General features: G+C 34.4%; 13 protein-coding genes. 4 read left to right on the top strand and 9 right to left on the bottom strand.

What is annotated here, in order from left to right:
• The first annotated feature begins 125 nt into the window (after positions 1 to 125).
• Positions 126 to 587: a lipocalin family protein gene (locus tag P0Y62_01315; GenBank protein ID WEK70193.1), complete on the top strand. Its 462-nt coding sequence runs from the start codon at positions 126 to 128 to the stop codon at positions 585 to 587.
• A gap of 66 nt (positions 588 to 653) precedes the next feature.
• Positions 654 to 1307: a GDSL-type esterase/lipase family protein gene (locus P0Y62_01310; protein ID WEK70192.1), complete on the top strand. Its 654-nt coding sequence runs from the start codon at positions 654 to 656 to the stop codon at positions 1305 to 1307.
• Positions 1308 to 1371: 64 nt separating this feature from the next.
• Here P0Y62_01310 and P0Y62_01305 read toward each other — a convergent pair whose 3' ends face one another.
• Together P0Y62_01305 and P0Y62_01300 are read right to left on the bottom strand one after the other, a co-directional pair.
• Entirely contained in the window at positions 1372 to 2724 is a 1353-nt protein-coding gene (locus P0Y62_01305; protein WEK70191.1) for a DEAD/DEAH box helicase, read from the bottom strand.
• 147 nt (positions 2725 to 2871) lie between these two features.
• Positions 2872 to 4512, bottom strand: a complete 1641-nt coding sequence (locus P0Y62_01300; GenBank protein WEK70190.1) for an AarF/UbiB family protein — start codon at positions 4510 to 4512, stop codon at positions 2872 to 2874.
• A gap of 93 nt (positions 4513 to 4605) precedes the next feature.
• Here P0Y62_01300 and P0Y62_01295 point away from each other — a divergent pair, with 93 nt between their 5' ends.
• Together P0Y62_01295 and P0Y62_01290 are read left to right on the top strand one after the other, a co-directional pair.
• Positions 4606 to 5058, top strand: coding sequence for a hypothetical protein (locus P0Y62_01295; GenBank protein WEK70189.1), 453 nt, complete (start codon positions 4606 to 4608; stop codon positions 5056 to 5058).
• A gap of 2 nt (positions 5059 to 5060) precedes the next feature.
• On the top strand, positions 5061 to 5708 hold the full coding sequence (locus P0Y62_01290; GenBank protein ID WEK70188.1) for a hypothetical protein: 648 nt from the start codon (positions 5061 to 5063) through the stop codon (positions 5706 to 5708).
• Positions 5709 to 5720: 12 nt separating this feature from the next.
• Here the strand turns inward: P0Y62_01290 and pheA are convergent, their stop codons facing one another.
• The 7 genes from pheA to P0Y62_01255 all read right to left on the bottom strand — a co-directional run bounded on the left by pheA (position 5721) and on the right by P0Y62_01255 (position 14056).
• Entirely contained in the window at positions 5721 to 6557 is an 837-nt protein-coding gene (pheA, locus tag P0Y62_01285) for a prephenate dehydratase (GenBank protein ID WEK70187.1), read from the bottom strand.
• 76 nt (positions 6558 to 6633) lie between these two features.
• The gene (gene guaA / locus P0Y62_01280; protein ID WEK70186.1) at positions 6634 to 8163 is read right to left on the bottom strand and encodes a glutamine-hydrolyzing GMP synthase; all 1530 of its coding nucleotides are present in this window, start codon (positions 8161 to 8163) and stop codon (positions 6634 to 6636) included.
• 249 nt (positions 8164 to 8412) lie between these two features.
• Positions 8413 to 9651, bottom strand: a complete 1239-nt coding sequence (gene purD, locus P0Y62_01275; protein WEK70185.1) for a phosphoribosylamine--glycine ligase — start codon at positions 9649 to 9651, stop codon at positions 8413 to 8415.
• An 89-nt stretch (positions 9652 to 9740) separates the two neighbouring features.
• Positions 9741 to 11255, bottom strand: coding sequence for a bifunctional phosphoribosylaminoimidazolecarboxamide formyltransferase/IMP cyclohydrolase (purH, locus tag P0Y62_01270; protein ID WEK70184.1), 1515 nt, complete (start codon positions 11253 to 11255; stop codon positions 9741 to 9743).
• A gap of 399 nt (positions 11256 to 11654) precedes the next feature.
• Positions 11655 to 12221, bottom strand: coding sequence for a phosphoribosylglycinamide formyltransferase (gene purN, locus P0Y62_01265; GenBank protein WEK70183.1), 567 nt, complete (start codon positions 12219 to 12221; stop codon positions 11655 to 11657).
• An 81-nt stretch (positions 12222 to 12302) separates the two neighbouring features.
• Complete coding sequence (gene purM, locus P0Y62_01260; protein ID WEK70182.1) at positions 12303 to 13295, bottom strand: phosphoribosylformylglycinamidine cyclo-ligase; 993 nt, start codon at positions 13293 to 13295, stop codon at positions 12303 to 12305.
• A gap of 209 nt (positions 13296 to 13504) precedes the next feature.
• Complete coding sequence (locus P0Y62_01255) at positions 13505 to 14056, bottom strand: NAD(P)H-dependent oxidoreductase (GenBank protein WEK70181.1); 552 nt, start codon at positions 14054 to 14056, stop codon at positions 13505 to 13507.
• Positions 14057 to 14088: the final 32 nt, after the last annotated feature.

Genomic DNA, 14088 nt, shown 5'->3' with positions numbered 1-14088 from the left:
CTCTAAACTTTTAACCTTAAACAGATAAATTCATTTTTTTTGCAAACATTCATTTAAAAATCCTTTATTTCATTACTGATATTACAAATTTATTTATATTTTAGCACATTCTTAAATTTGTGATAATGAAAAAACAGCTACTTTTATTTGCCTTTTCAGCCTTGGCGCTTACTTCTTGTAAAGATGACGATATGCAAGCATACGAATTAGATATTCTAAAAGGAGATTGGAAGACAAGTAAAACGGAAATTGTATCAGGAAAAGATGGCAAAACAGTTCTTTTAACAACTCCGGTGACCGGATGCAGTACAAAAGACATTACTTATTTCAGCATTGATTATTCTACTTCATATACATATTATAACGGTACCGGTGCAGACTGTAAAGTCGCAGGTAAAAGCGAAGGTAAATATACTTATGATACAGAAACTAAACTTCTTACCATAAAGTATAATAATAACCCTGACCAACCTTATAAAGTAGAAATTTTATCAAGCTCTGAGCTTAAAATTTTAGATTTATCCACTGATATTGACTATAATGGAGATGGAGTAAATGATCGAGTTTATATGTCGTTTAAAAGATAATAATACATAACTCCCGGTTTTTCCGGGAGTTTTTTTATACCTTTATCCTACAAAAATTTTAGAACAATGAAGAAGATGTTATCAGCATTCTTATTGCTGACTTTTGCCCTTTTCTTTTCACAGGAAAAAAAGCCCATGTTCTGGCAGGACATTCAAAATTTTAAAAAACTTGATCAGGAAAACACTCCACCCAAAAACGCCATTCTTTTGATCGGAAGTTCCTCTTTCACAAAATGGAAGGATGTTGCCACTTATTTTCCTACCAAAACTATTATTAACAGAGGTTTCGGAGGTTCCAGATTAACAGATCTCAATTATTATGCGAATGATCTTCTCAATTATCAGCCTAAACAAATCATTATCTACTGTGGTGAAAACGATTTTGCAGATGATGACAAGCTAAAAGCAGATGTTGTTGTTAACAGATTCAAAACGTTCTATCAGAAAATTCGCCAAAAGTTCCCGAAAATAGAGGTCGATTATATTTCGATCAAGTATTCGCCAAGCAGAGAAAAGCTATGGCCTCAAATGAAAGAAGCCAATAAAAAAATCGCCCAATTCCTTAAGAAACAAAAAAATTCGGAGTTCATAGACATTACCGGTGTTATGAATGACGCTAACGGTAACGTCCGTGAAGAACTTTTTGTAGAAGATAGGTTGCATATGACTCCCGAAGGTTACAGACTTTGGACTTCTGTGATGAACCCTTATATGAAATAGCAGATCCATTTCAAAATCGAACATTATACAGATAAAAAAATCCCTCAGATTGAGGGATTTTTTATTATTTCTTTTTCTTAGACTTAGAAATTGCTTTCTGTTGTGATCTGTTAGCTCCAAATTTCTTGGGTGCTTTTCTTTTCGAAGGTCCTCCCCAGTTTTCTTTAGTATTCTTTGCTTTCTTTTCGTGGAAAGCTCCTCCTCCGTCATTTAGTTTTACCGGAGCTGGATTTTTCATCGCAATATGCTCTTCTTCAGAAGCAATCTTTTTAGGATTTATTTTCACATCTGCAGGGAAATCGATGAATTTTAAATCTTTATCCATCAATAGCTCGATGTCAAGAATCAAAGGTTCTTCTTTCTTTGTTACAAAAGTTATTGCTTTACCATCTTTATCCGCTCTACCCGTTCTACCAATTCTGTGAATATATTGCTCAGGAATATCAGGAGTTTCGAAGTTGATAACGTGGGTAATATCAGAAATATCCAAACCTCTTGCCATGACATCTGTTGTAATCAATCCTCTTATTTCTTCATTCTCAAAACGTTTCATTGCTTTCAATCGGTAGTTCTGAGATTTATTGGAGTGAATGACGTCAAACTGTCCTGGGAAAAGTTCCTCAATTTTGGTAAATAACAAATCAGCATTTTTCTTATTGTTATTGAAAATCAAAACCTTGGACATATCCTCATGGTTTTTCAATAAGTTTTCAAGCAAATTGATCTTCGTATTGAAATTTTCAACTTTATATGCGGTCTGTTCAATTTTTTCCAGTGGTGTTCCTGATTTTGCCAATGAAATTTCAACAGGACTTGCAAAATACTCATCCAGCATTTCATCAACAGCTTCGGTCATGGTTGCAGAGAATAAGATATTCTGTCTTTTCTCTTTCATCATCTCAAAAATATGGGTCAATTGAGGTCTGAATCCCAAGTTCAGCATTTCATCAAATTCATCAATGATTAATTTTTGAACTTCTTTTAATGAAATCGCATTATCAATAGACAAATCCATTACTCTTCCCGGAGTTCCTACCAAAATATCACAGCCATCGTTAAATAAAAGCTTCTGTGTATTGATATTTTTACCTCCATAAATTCCTATAACTCTTGCAGTAATATTTTCTGTTAATTTTTCTAGGATTTCTGTCACCTGAACCACTAATTCTCTGGTCGGAACCAGTACCAAAACCGTTGGATTTCCAGATTTATTGTATTTCCAGGTTTTTAAAACCGGTAAAAGATAAGCTAATGTTTTTCCTGTTCCGGTTTGTGCAATTCCCATTACATCTCTTCCGGAAAGTATCGGCTTTATACTCTTTTCCTGAATTGGAGTAGGTTCAAATAAATTAAGGTCAGCTAAAACATCAAGAATTTTGACCGGAAGGTCAAAATCTGCAAAAGTGAGTTTTTCCATTTTGCAAAGATAGGTATTTAATTTTTTAAAGTTTGAAAGGAAGTTTTAAGATAAAGCTTAACAGTAAGTTTGTCATTCTGACGTAGGAAGAATCTCAATAAAAGTAACAGATTCTTCCTGCGTCAGAATGACAGATATGATTTATAATTATTTTCGTGTAATTCTCAGCAAAATGACAATTACTAAAAATATTGAAAAGATAAATCCTAATACAGCAACCAATGACAGTTCTCCAATTCTGGGACCAGTTTCCGAAACAAAAACAATCGCTGTTGCAATAATATTAGCTCCTAAAACCATCGTCAGAATCAGATTAATAATACTTGATTTTATTAATTGATTGGTTTTCTCCAGATTTTTGATTTCACTGGATACGGTGAATTTATTTTCGTCCAATTTTTGTAAAACAGAACGCAACTCTCTCGGAATTTCATCTACATTATCCGTAAAATTCATCACCCTGTCAACTCCGGTCTTAAAAAGGTTCTGAGGACTGATCTTTCGTGCGAAAATCTTTTTGGTAAACGGGCTTAAACTTTTTACAACATCCAGATCCGGATTAATACTTCGGCCAACTCCTTCTATCAAAGTAATTCCTTTAAATAAAAGATAAAAATAATCGGGCATCTGAAGCCGGTTATCCGTAAGGACATCTTTCATTTTATTGATGATCACCTGTGCATTGATCTCTTTTAAAGAAGTACTGTGAACAAAATTCAGGATATCTTCTACGTCGTTTTCAAACCTTCTCTCATCCGGAATTTCATAGCTTATTGCCATTTTTTTAAGGTATCTTACAATCTTATGAGGGTTTTTAGCTACAAAACTTACAATAAGATTTTCCAACACTTCTTTATCATTAGGTGGAATTTTTCCTACCGCTCCGAAATCTATGAAAACAACTTTTCCGTCTTTTGTCACTAAAATATTTCCTGCATGAGGATCGGCATGGAAAAAACCATAATCCATGATTTGGGAAACAAAGAGCCTCAAACCTACTTCTGAAATATAGACCGGATCAATATTATTTTCTATAAGAGAAACAGTATCGGTAACTTTTATTCCATCGATAAATTCCATGCAAAGAACATTATTGTTACAAAATTCTTGATAGATTTTCGGAACATAAGTTTCTTTATTGTTTTTAAAGTTTCTTCTGAATTGTAGGATGTTCTCTTTTTCGTTAATGAGTGAAACTTCTTCAAGCAGAGATTTTTCAAAAGTGGAAATCGCCTGTCTCAGATTAAGCTTCTCTCCTATTTCTGAGTAAGAGGAAACGAGTTTTTCAAGGTCTTTAATCAACAACAGATCATCTTCAATGACGGTCTGAACATCGGGCTTCTTAATTTTTAAAATCACCTCAGTTCCATCATTCAGAATTCCTTTATACACCTGTGCAATAGAAGCTGTTGCCAAAGGAACTTTCTGAATTTCCTTAAAATGTTCATTCACAGAAATATCAAATTCATTTTCCAGAATCTCCTCAACATTCATCTCTACCGTTTCAACTTTATCCTGCAGCTTCTGTAGTTCCTGAATCAGTTCTTTAGGGAGCAAATCTTCCCTATTGCTGAACGTTTGTCCCAGCTTCACAAAAGTAGGTCCTAATTCTTCTAAAACCAGTCTGATTCTTTCGTAAACACTTCCTTTGGAAACTATTTCATCCGAAGCATCTTCTATCTTTTTTCCCCCCTGCATTCTCGCCAATACATCCTTGAATCCGTATTTGCTTAACACAGAAAATAATTTGGCTGATCTTTTGAGTTTTCGTTGCTGTTTATCGAACATAATTATTATGAAAAAGATTGTTCTAAGGTATTCAAAAAATGTTCCTAATAAAAATATTAATGCATATTCTAAAAAGATTTATATTTTTGATTTATGATGAAAAATATAATACTAATAATGATTGTAAGCTTTTTCACAAATTGCATTTCGAGAAATGAAACTCAATATGTTTTACGGGAAAATACAGTCATTACAAAAGCAAAATTCTTTAAAATAGAAACAAAGAACGGAATACATATTTTTCATTTTAGAAATGATTCTATTGAGGGTGTTTTCGTGAAAGCAATAGATTCTAATTTTGCTCATAAAAATTACTATCCTATAAAACTTAATAAAAAATATACATTAATTTTATATAAAGAGCTTCACGCTAATTTAAGGACAGAAGTGATTAATACTAAAATTATAGAAAATGATATTATAGTTTGGAAACGGGGAATGAAATCTGAATATTTTGTTGACTGTGAAAATGTTACTGGTAACATGATTAATCCCCGATTTACTCTTCTAAAATATATTGATCCTAATTCTTCTCTAAAATATTAAATATGCAAAGATTTATTATCCTTGTTCTTTTATTTTTCATTGTTGTTTCCTGTAAATCTTACAGAATAAAAGATGTTTATTTTAAATCTGAAACATTGAATGTTAACGCAAGAATTACAAGAATTGATTCAACAGATAATGATTATGTATACTTTCTGAAAAATGACACATTACAGGCATTTTTTACTAAGCCTAAACAATGTGACAAGGATTTCAACACAGTGATCGATACTGCAAAAAATTACAATTTGACGATTAAAACTGATGCCAAATACAATTATGATTCAAAAACTAGAGACATGTCATATTTTCTCGATAGAAATAGTGATACATTTAATTACGATGATTTTAGATTAATTCTTTTAGATAGTCCTGATATTTGCGGACAAACTGTTAACTGCAAAGAAAATCTTGAGTTTAAAGAAAAATTCTTAACATCCGTAAAATTCATTGATACATTGATTTATTCAATTCAAGGAAGAAAATTTCATGAAACTTTAAAGTTTCTCTCAAAATATAGTCATGTCTCATTTGAAAGCACACTCAATTATGCAAGAATATATCCTGGAGTAGCTTATGAACACGACAGAAAGATCTGGATCAATTGGTATGAAAAAAATAAATGCACCAATATTCAATTTAAAGAATAAATTTATTAGAATTTATTCCACAAACAGATATTCATTATAATGTCCCAAAAACTTCACATTGGCTTTAAGTGAAATTAATTCATCAATCGCATTTTGAGATAAAACAGGATGCCATTCATTTGCAATATTGATGAAGAAAAAATAGTTTCCCAATCCTGTTTTCAGGGTACGGCTTTCGATTTTTGAAAGGTTCATGTTTCGCCATGCAAACACGGAAAGTACCTGATGAAGACCTCCTGCATGATCTTCGGGAAGGGTAATAATTAAAGATGTTTTTTCTGAACTTTTCTGTAATGGGAGATCTAGACTTTCTTTACTTTTAGATATCACCACAAACTTGGTATGGTTCTGTTCAAAATCCTGAATATTTTCATGAATAATCTTTAAACCATATAATTTAGCGGCAGAACGGTTGGCTACAGCCGCCCACTTTTCATTTGGATTTTCAGATACCAGTTTTGCAGAGGCTGCAGTTGAGTTAAAATCCTGCGATGGAATTCCGGGATAATTTTCATGTCTGAAATGATAGGTTTGTGCCAAAGCCTGCGGATGAGAAATGATCTTCTCCACTACTGAATTTTCAGGATGCACCATCAAATGATGGGCAATAGGCATCACCAATTCCGTTTCTATAAAAACATCGAAATTGTATAAGTAATCCAGCGTCATTGAAACCGTTCCTTCAATTGAGTTTTCAAGGGGTACAACTGCTTTATCCACCTCATTATTCATTACGGCATTAAAACAATCCAAAATACTTGATTGCGGTATTAATTCTTCTTCCGGAAATATCTGTGAAGCCGCTAACTGTGTAAAACTCGCCTGCGGACCAAGAAATGCTATCTTCATAGAACAAATGTAGAAAATATTAAACAAAAAAATCCCGCCAAAAGGCAGGATTTGTATTTAAATTCAAGTCAAAAAATTATTCCCACTCAATCGTTGCAGGTGGTTTGCTCGAAATGTCGTAAGCGACTCTGTTGATTCCTCTTACTTCGTTGATAATTCTGCTTGAAACCGTATCTAAAAACTCGTAAGGAAGTCTGCTCCACGTTGCCGTCATAAAGTCGATCGTGTTTGCAGAACGAACTACTGCAGTATATTCATATGTTCTTTCATCTCCCATTACTCCTACAGATTTTACCGGAAGAAGTACAACGAAAGCCTGGGAAACTTTTTCATACAAATCATTTTTGTACAATTCTTCGATGAAGATGTCATCCGCTTCCTGAAGAATTTTTACTTTTTCAGCATCTACCGCTCCTAATACTCTGATTCCTAATCCAGGACCAGGGAAAGGATGTCTGTGTACCAAATGATGAGGAATTCCCAACTCTTCTCCTACTTTTCTTACTTCATCTTTGAATAGCTCTCTTAAAGGTTCAAGCAATTCAAACTCCATATCTTCAGGAAGTCCGCCAACGTTATGGTGAGATTTGATCACTGCAGAAGGTCCGTTTACTGACTGGCTTTCGATAACATCAGGATAAATTGTTCCCTGAGCTAAGAATTTAGCACCTTCAATTTTATGAGATTCTTCATCAAAGACATGAATAAACTCGTTTCCAATGATTTTTCTTTTAGCTTCAGGATCATCAACTCCGGCTAGCTTGGATAAAAATCTTTCTTTAGCATCAACCAATTTAATGTTCATATGGAAATGCTCACCGTAATTATCCATTACTTTTTTGCCTTCATCTTTTCTCAATAAACCTGTGTCAACAAAAATACAAGTCAATTGATCTCCGATTGCTTTATGGATCAAAACTGCTGCTACAGAAGAATCTACCCCTCCTGAAAGTCCCAAGATTACTTTCTGATCTCCTACTTTTTCACGGATTTCTTCAACTGTTTTTTCAATATAGTTGGTTAGTTTCCAGTTTTTCTCTGCATTACAAATTCCGAAAACGAAATTCTCCAGCATTTTTCCACCTTCTTCCGTATGAGAAACTTCCGGGTGGAACTGTACACAGTAGATTTTTTTATCTTCATTGGACATAGAAGCAATAACTCCTGATGTGGCATTTAATTCAAAACCAGCAGGCAATTGTCCAACTTCGTCAAAGTGGCTCATCCAAACTACTGAATTGTTAGAAACTCCTTTCAGTAAAGAAGATTCTTTTACAATTTCAAGATGTGCTTTTCCGTATTCTCCTTTTACTCCTTTATGAACTTTTCCTCCTAAAAGATGCGCAGTAAGTTGCATTCCATAGCAAATTCCCAATACAGGAATTCCCTGTTCATATAATTCTTTTTCAACCAAATGAGCATTTTCTGCGTTTACAGAACTTGGACCTCCTGAAAGGATAATTCCTCTTGGTTGTTTTTCTAAAAGAGTCGCTAATGGTGTATTGAAAGGTAAAATTTCAGAATATACACCCATCTCACGGATTCTTCTTCCGATAAGCTGGTTGTACTGTGATCCGAAATCTAATATGATAATACCGTTATTCATTATTATATTATAATTGATAAATGATGATTGATAATTGATGAGTTTTCAATGTTTTAAGGGAGCCTTCTGCAGGGATTCCTTCGGAAAGACAAAAATTGTATATAAAAACTCAATTTTAAATTAATCTTTTAAGCTTTGGCTAAAGGCAATTTGATTTCTTTTAATTAATCGGACTAAAGTCCGATTCTACTGATGAAATCTTTACAAAAAAAGACCTGGATTTCTCCAAATCTTTTTTTGATTTATTATTTAGAACTTTCCGATGTCTTCTCTGTAGAAGCCGTAATCGAAATGTACATGACTTGCATCTTCGTAAACTTTTTTACGGGCATCTTCGTAAGTTGCTCCGGTAGCTACGATATTCAGTACTCTACCTCCGTTAGAAACAACAGCGTCTCCTTTTTTAACTGCTCCTGCATATAAAAGCTGACTGTGTTTCACTTTGTCTTCCCCTACGATTTCAAAACCTGTTTCAAAGTTTCTTGGATACCCTCCTGAACACATTACCAGACAAATCGCTTTTTCGTCTTTAAATTTAAGCTCGATGTCTTTTCCGTTCATACAGTCCTGGATAACGTCCAGAAGATTGTTTTCCATAAGAGCCATCAATACCTGAGTTTCAGGATCTCCGAATCTCATATTGTATTCAAGCAGATAAGCTCCGTTTTTAGTTACCATTAATCCGAAGAAAATGATACCTTTAAAGCTGAAACCTTCTCCTTTAAGACCTTTAATTGTCGGTTCAAGAATGTTTTTCTCAAAATCAGCATAATGCTCCTGTGTAAATTCCGGACTTGGAGCTACTGTTCCCATACCTCCCGTGTTTGGTCCTGTATCTCCTTTTCCTGCTTTTTTATAATCTTTAGCAGCGATACAAGGGAATAGTTTTTCACCGTTTGAGAAAGCGATGATTGAAGCTTCAAAACCTTGTAAATATTCTTCGATAACGATACGAATACCTGCATCCCCGAATATTCTTCTGATCATAAAATCATGAATCGTAGCTTCTGCTTCTTCCAATGTTTCGCAGATCACCACTCCTTTACCTCCTGCAAGACCACTAGCTTTCACAACTAACGGATATTGCTGTGTCTGAATATATTCTTTAGCATCGTTATAAGCATCAAATACCACAGCTTTTGCCGTTTTGATATCATAGGTCTGCATAAATTTCTTAGAGAAAGCTTTACTTCCTTCCAAGCTTGCTACTTTTTGAGTAGGACCAAAAACTTTAAGATCATGCTTCTTAAACTCATCCTTCAACCCTGCAACAAGAGGGGCTTCAGGACCCACAATCGTTAAATCTACTTTTTCCTTGATTGCAAAATCTCTAAGTTCTTTAATCTCTGATAAATGAACATTTTTCCCTATTGCATCGGTAGTCGCGTTTCCGTTGGCAAAAAACATTTTAGTAACTCTAGAGTCATTCTGAAGTTTTGCTGCCAAAGCAGATTCTCTCCCACCTTCACCTATGATTAATATTCTCATACTTTATTTATTATCTAGTCTATTGTACAAATATATAATTTTGAATGCTATAAATACAATCTCAAAATTATTTTTTAATTCTATTTTAATTAGTGTAAAAAATGTCTGATTCCGGTAAACATCATCGGAATTTTATGCTCATTGGCAGCTTCTATACTGTCCTGATCTTTTACACTTCCTCCTGGCTGAATAATCGCTGTAATACCTTCCTGAGCACAGAAATCTACCACATCACGGAAAGGGAAAAATGCATCAGAAGCCAATACTAAGTCTCCCGAAAATTTTTCTTTAGCTCTTTCAATCGCCTGCTGAGTGGCCCAGATTCTGTTCACCTGTCCTCCTCCGATTCCGAAAGCCTGAATTCCGTTGGAAACTACGATCGCATTAGATTTCACATATTTTACTACTCTCTGAGAGAATAATAATGCTTTTCTCTGCTCTTCCGTAGGCTGAGTTTCAGTGACTACCTTGATATCATCAGAAAAGATGCTGTCATTATCCTGAACTAAAATTCCTCCGTCTATTTTCACCCAAGTCTGTTTGTCAGAAACAGGATTTACGATTTTAATAATTCTTAAATTTTTCTTCTTTCTTAAAATTTCCAAAGCTTCTTCATCAAATTCAGGAGCCATCACAATTTCAAGGAATGTTTTGTTCAGTTCTTCAGCTGTTGCCGCGTCGATCTTGTAGTTCATTGCAACAATTCCGCCAAAAATGGAAACCGGATCACATTCGAAAGTTTTCTGGTAAGTTTCCAACGCTGAAGTTCCGATAGCCACTCCACACGGTGTAGAATGTTTCACCGCACAGCAAGCCATTTCTTCCTTGAATTCCGTAACCACTTTCCAGCAAAGGTCCATATCACGAAGATTATTGAAAGACAATTCTTTACCTCCCAATTGTTCAAAATCTTTCATCGCTCCATTTTCGAAAGTAGAAACGTAATAAGCAGCTGTCTGATGTGGGTTCTCACCATATCTAAGGTCAGAAACTTTTTTGTAAGAGGCATTCAGATACGTCGGATATTCCTCATCTAAAAGCATTCTCGAAATCGCAGCATCATAAGCAGAAGTTAGGTTAAATACTTTTCCTGCCAACTTCTTACGGGTTTCGATATATGTATCACCGTTTTGTTCCATTTCAATTTTCACTGCTGCATAATCTTCAACATCTGTGATTACCGTTACCGAATCAAAGTTTTTAGCTGCTGAACGAAGCATTGAAGGGCCTCCGATATCTATGAATTCTACCTTTTCGTGAAGAGAAATGTTTTTGTTAACATTTTCAAAGAAAGGATAAAGATTCACGATTACCATGTCAATCAGACCAATTCCGTGCTCCTGAACGGTTTTCATGTGTTCTTCGTTTGAACGAACCGCCAACAATCCACCGTGAACTTTCGGATGTAAAGTTTTCACTCTTCCATCCAACATCTCAGGGAAATTGGTAACCTCATCAATCTGAATTGGATTTAAACCAGCGTCTTTCAAATGTTTGAACGTCCCTCCCGTAGAAATCAATTCATAATTTTGGGCTTCCAAAAACTGCGCGAATTCGATCAATCCGCTCTTGTCAGAAACACTGATTAAAACTCTTTTGCTCATAGATTTTTACTTTTTTTAAGTGGTAATCGCGAATCTGCGATTTTTCACTCATTTTACTTTCGATTTTTTACTTTTTACAGTTATTTCAAACTGTAGTCCGGGTCTTTCACCTCCGGGCCTTACTTTATTTTTACTTAGATTTTCCTTGTTTTTCGAAATAATTAAAATCTAAATGTGTTTTAATTTGATTAGTTGAAAAGATGCTTCGACAGGCTCAGTATGACATCTCTAAAACTATCTTTATTATTAATGATTTAAATAAATTTCTAATGTTTTCAGGCCGAACAAAGCGAAGCCTTGTATACAATAGGTATTCTTTTTAACCACCCCGTCAAAATTCTTTCTGAATTTTGCCATCCCTCCAAAGGAAGGGAATTTTTGTATTTCTAATAATTGTATTTAATTATTATTTAATACTTTGTTTATTGCTTTTGGAAAAATTTCATATTCTATGATATGAACTTTTTCCGCTACAGTTTCCGGAGTATCATTTTCTGTTACTTCAAATGATTTTTGAAGAATAGCTTCTCCTTCATCGATTCCTGAAGTTACAAAATGTACGGTTGCACCGCTTTCTTTTTCTTTCGCTTCAATAACAGCGTGATGAACATGATGTCCCCACATTCCCTTTCCTCCGAATTTCGGAAGCAAAGCAGGATGAATATTGATTATTTTCCCCTTCCAAAGCTCACAGAATTCAGGTTTTAGAATGGATAAAAATCCTGCCAATACTATTAAATCTGTATTTTCAGGAATCACTTTAGCCAATTCATCACTGAAATTCTTACCCCTTGGAATAAGTATATTGTCTATGTTATGATTTTGTGCTCTTTCAAGTCCATAACATTCTCTGTCTGCAATCACTAAAGATACTTTTGCATTCTGGATTTCTCCATTGTCAATGGTATCGATAATTCTCTGAAGATTAGTTCCTGAACCTGAAACGAGTATAACTAAATTTTTCATTAATTAGAAGTTAGAAATTAGAAGTCACAGACTTAAATTAATATAACTTAAGCTAAGTCTCTACTAATAAATTCTATTTATTTAAAATTTCAAATCAATCTTCTCGCTTCCTTCTGTAATTTCTCCGATTTCGTAAGCATCATCAAGAAGACTTAATACTTTTTCAGCTTTTTCAGCATCTACTACCACGATCATTCCAACCCCCATATTGAATGTCCCGAACATTTCTTCACGAGCTACTCCACCTCTTTTTTCCAGTTCCAGCATGATACTTGGAATCTGAATTTTTGAAGCATCAATGGAAGCACATAATCCATCTCCAATGATTCTTGGGATATTTTCGTATAATCCACCACCTGTAATGTGCGCAATACCCGCAACTTCAACCTCAGCAAGTACTTTATGAATATCTTTATAGTATAATCTTGTAGGAACCAAAAGCGTTTCATACAAAGGTTTTCCTTCAAACTCTTCATTGAAATCAGGAAAAACTTTTCTTACCAAAGAAAATCCGTTTGAATGGAAACCTGAACTTGGCAATGCGATAATTTTATCTCCTGTTTTAATTTTGGATCCGTCAATAATCTGATCTTTTTCAACAATTCCTACGCAGAATCCGGCAACATCATAATCTCCAGGTTGATACATTCCCGGCATTTCAGCAGTTTCACCACCAATTAATGCACAGTTGTTATCTTTACAAGCTTCCACCATTCCTAAAACAATTTCTGCCGCGATTTCAGAATCCAGTTTTCCACAAGCTAAATAATCTAGGAAGAATAATGGTTTTGCACCATGACAAAGAATATCATTGGCACACATCGCGAAACAATCTACTCCAATAGAGTCATATTTTTTGGAGTCTAAAGCTACTTTAAGCTTCGTTCCTACTCCATCTGTTCCTGAAACCAAAACAGGATTTTTGTATCCGCCGATTTCGTAGAAAGCTCCAAAACTTCCCAAATGATTCAAGACATTTGAATTGTGCGTTTCACCGACAGCTTTTTTAATCTTGTCAACCGTTTTGTATCCTTCTTCTTTGTCTACTCCTGCTGATTTGTAAGTGTTGCTCATGTTTACTTTTAGAAATTTATTTCAAACTTTTTATTCAAATTTAGAAAACAAAAAAGCCGACAATCTTGGTAGATTATCGGCCGTTGTTTTATCTCAGAATTTCAGAGCCCACAATATTCCCTTTTTTGGAAAAACACGGATTAAAGGACGTCTGAATTTTCATCTTTTTTCTTTTTGCAAAGATATTAATTTTATATTAATTTTCAAATCTATTTTTCAAGGATAGATTCGATGGCAGAAATCTTCTTGATTTTATCTCTTAATTCACTATCTTTTTCTTCATTAGAAATTTTACCGGCTTCTTTATCGAAATTATCGTTAAAGAAAGGAAGCGTAAAAGTATCTACGATATTTCCTCCATGCAAAGGAAAACGTTTTTCCGCAGCTTCCAAAACTCCTAAACCACCTCTTCCTCCGGGAGCTGTAGCCATTAATAGCATCGGAACTTCATTCCACACTGCTCTGTTTTTAATTCTTGAAGTCCAATCAAACACATTTTTGAATGCAGTTGAATAGGTTCCGTTATGCTCAGACAAAGAAACTAAAAGTAAATCCGCGGCATCTATTTTCGCTGCAAAATCTACAGCCTGCTGAGGAACTCCGTTTTCTACTTCTCTCTGATGTTTGTAAATCGGCATTTCAAAATCGTTCATGTCAACGATTTCCACTTCTGCATTTTCAATTAATGAAGTTGCATAAGAAACTAATAATTTATTAATTGATGTTTCGGAATTACTTCCTGCTATTGCTAAAATTTTCATTCTATTATGATCTTATTATTTAAAGGTACAAA

Origin of the sequence: Candidatus Chryseobacterium colombiense, assembly GCA_029203185.1 — a bacterium.
Taxonomy (GTDB): Bacteria; Bacteroidota; Bacteroidia; order Flavobacteriales; family Weeksellaceae; genus Chryseobacterium; species Chryseobacterium colombiense.
This window is presented reverse-complemented; position numbering and strand designations above follow the sequence as displayed.

Coding starts and splice junctions, on each gene's coding strand:
- purM (WEK70182.1), bottom strand. CDS start 13,295: ATGAGCAACACTTACAAATCAGCAGGAGTAGACAAAGAAGAAGGATAC.
- purN (WEK70183.1), bottom strand. CDS start 12,221: ATGAAAAATTTAGTTATACTCGTTTCAGGTTCAGGAACTAATCTTCAG.
- P0Y62_01310 (WEK70192.1), top strand. CDS start 654: ATGAAGAAGATGTTATCAGCATTCTTATTGCTGACTTTTGCCCTTTTC.
- P0Y62_01290 (WEK70188.1), top strand. CDS start 5,061: ATGCAAAGATTTATTATCCTTGTTCTTTTATTTTTCATTGTTGTTTCC.
- pheA (WEK70187.1), bottom strand. CDS start 6,557: ATGAAGATAGCATTTCTTGGTCCGCAGGCGAGTTTTACACAGTTAGCG.
- purH (WEK70184.1), bottom strand. CDS start 11,255: ATGAGCAAAAGAGTTTTAATCAGTGTTTCTGACAAGAGCGGATTGATC.
- P0Y62_01295 (WEK70189.1), top strand. CDS start 4,606: ATGATGAAAAATATAATACTAATAATGATTGTAAGCTTTTTCACAAAT.
- P0Y62_01305 (WEK70191.1), bottom strand. CDS start 2,724: ATGGAAAAACTCACTTTTGCAGATTTTGACCTTCCGGTCAAAATTCTT.
- P0Y62_01300 (WEK70190.1), bottom strand. CDS start 4,512: ATGTTCGATAAACAGCAACGAAAACTCAAAAGATCAGCCAAATTATTT.
- guaA (WEK70186.1), bottom strand. CDS start 8,163: ATGAATAACGGTATTATCATATTAGATTTCGGATCACAGTACAACCAG.
- P0Y62_01315 (WEK70193.1), top strand. CDS start 126: ATGAAAAAACAGCTACTTTTATTTGCCTTTTCAGCCTTGGCGCTTACT.
- purD (WEK70185.1), bottom strand. CDS start 9,651: ATGAGAATATTAATCATAGGTGAAGGTGGGAGAGAATCTGCTTTGGCA.
- P0Y62_01255 (WEK70181.1), bottom strand. CDS start 14,056: ATGAAAATTTTAGCAATAGCAGGAAGTAATTCCGAAACATCAATTAAT.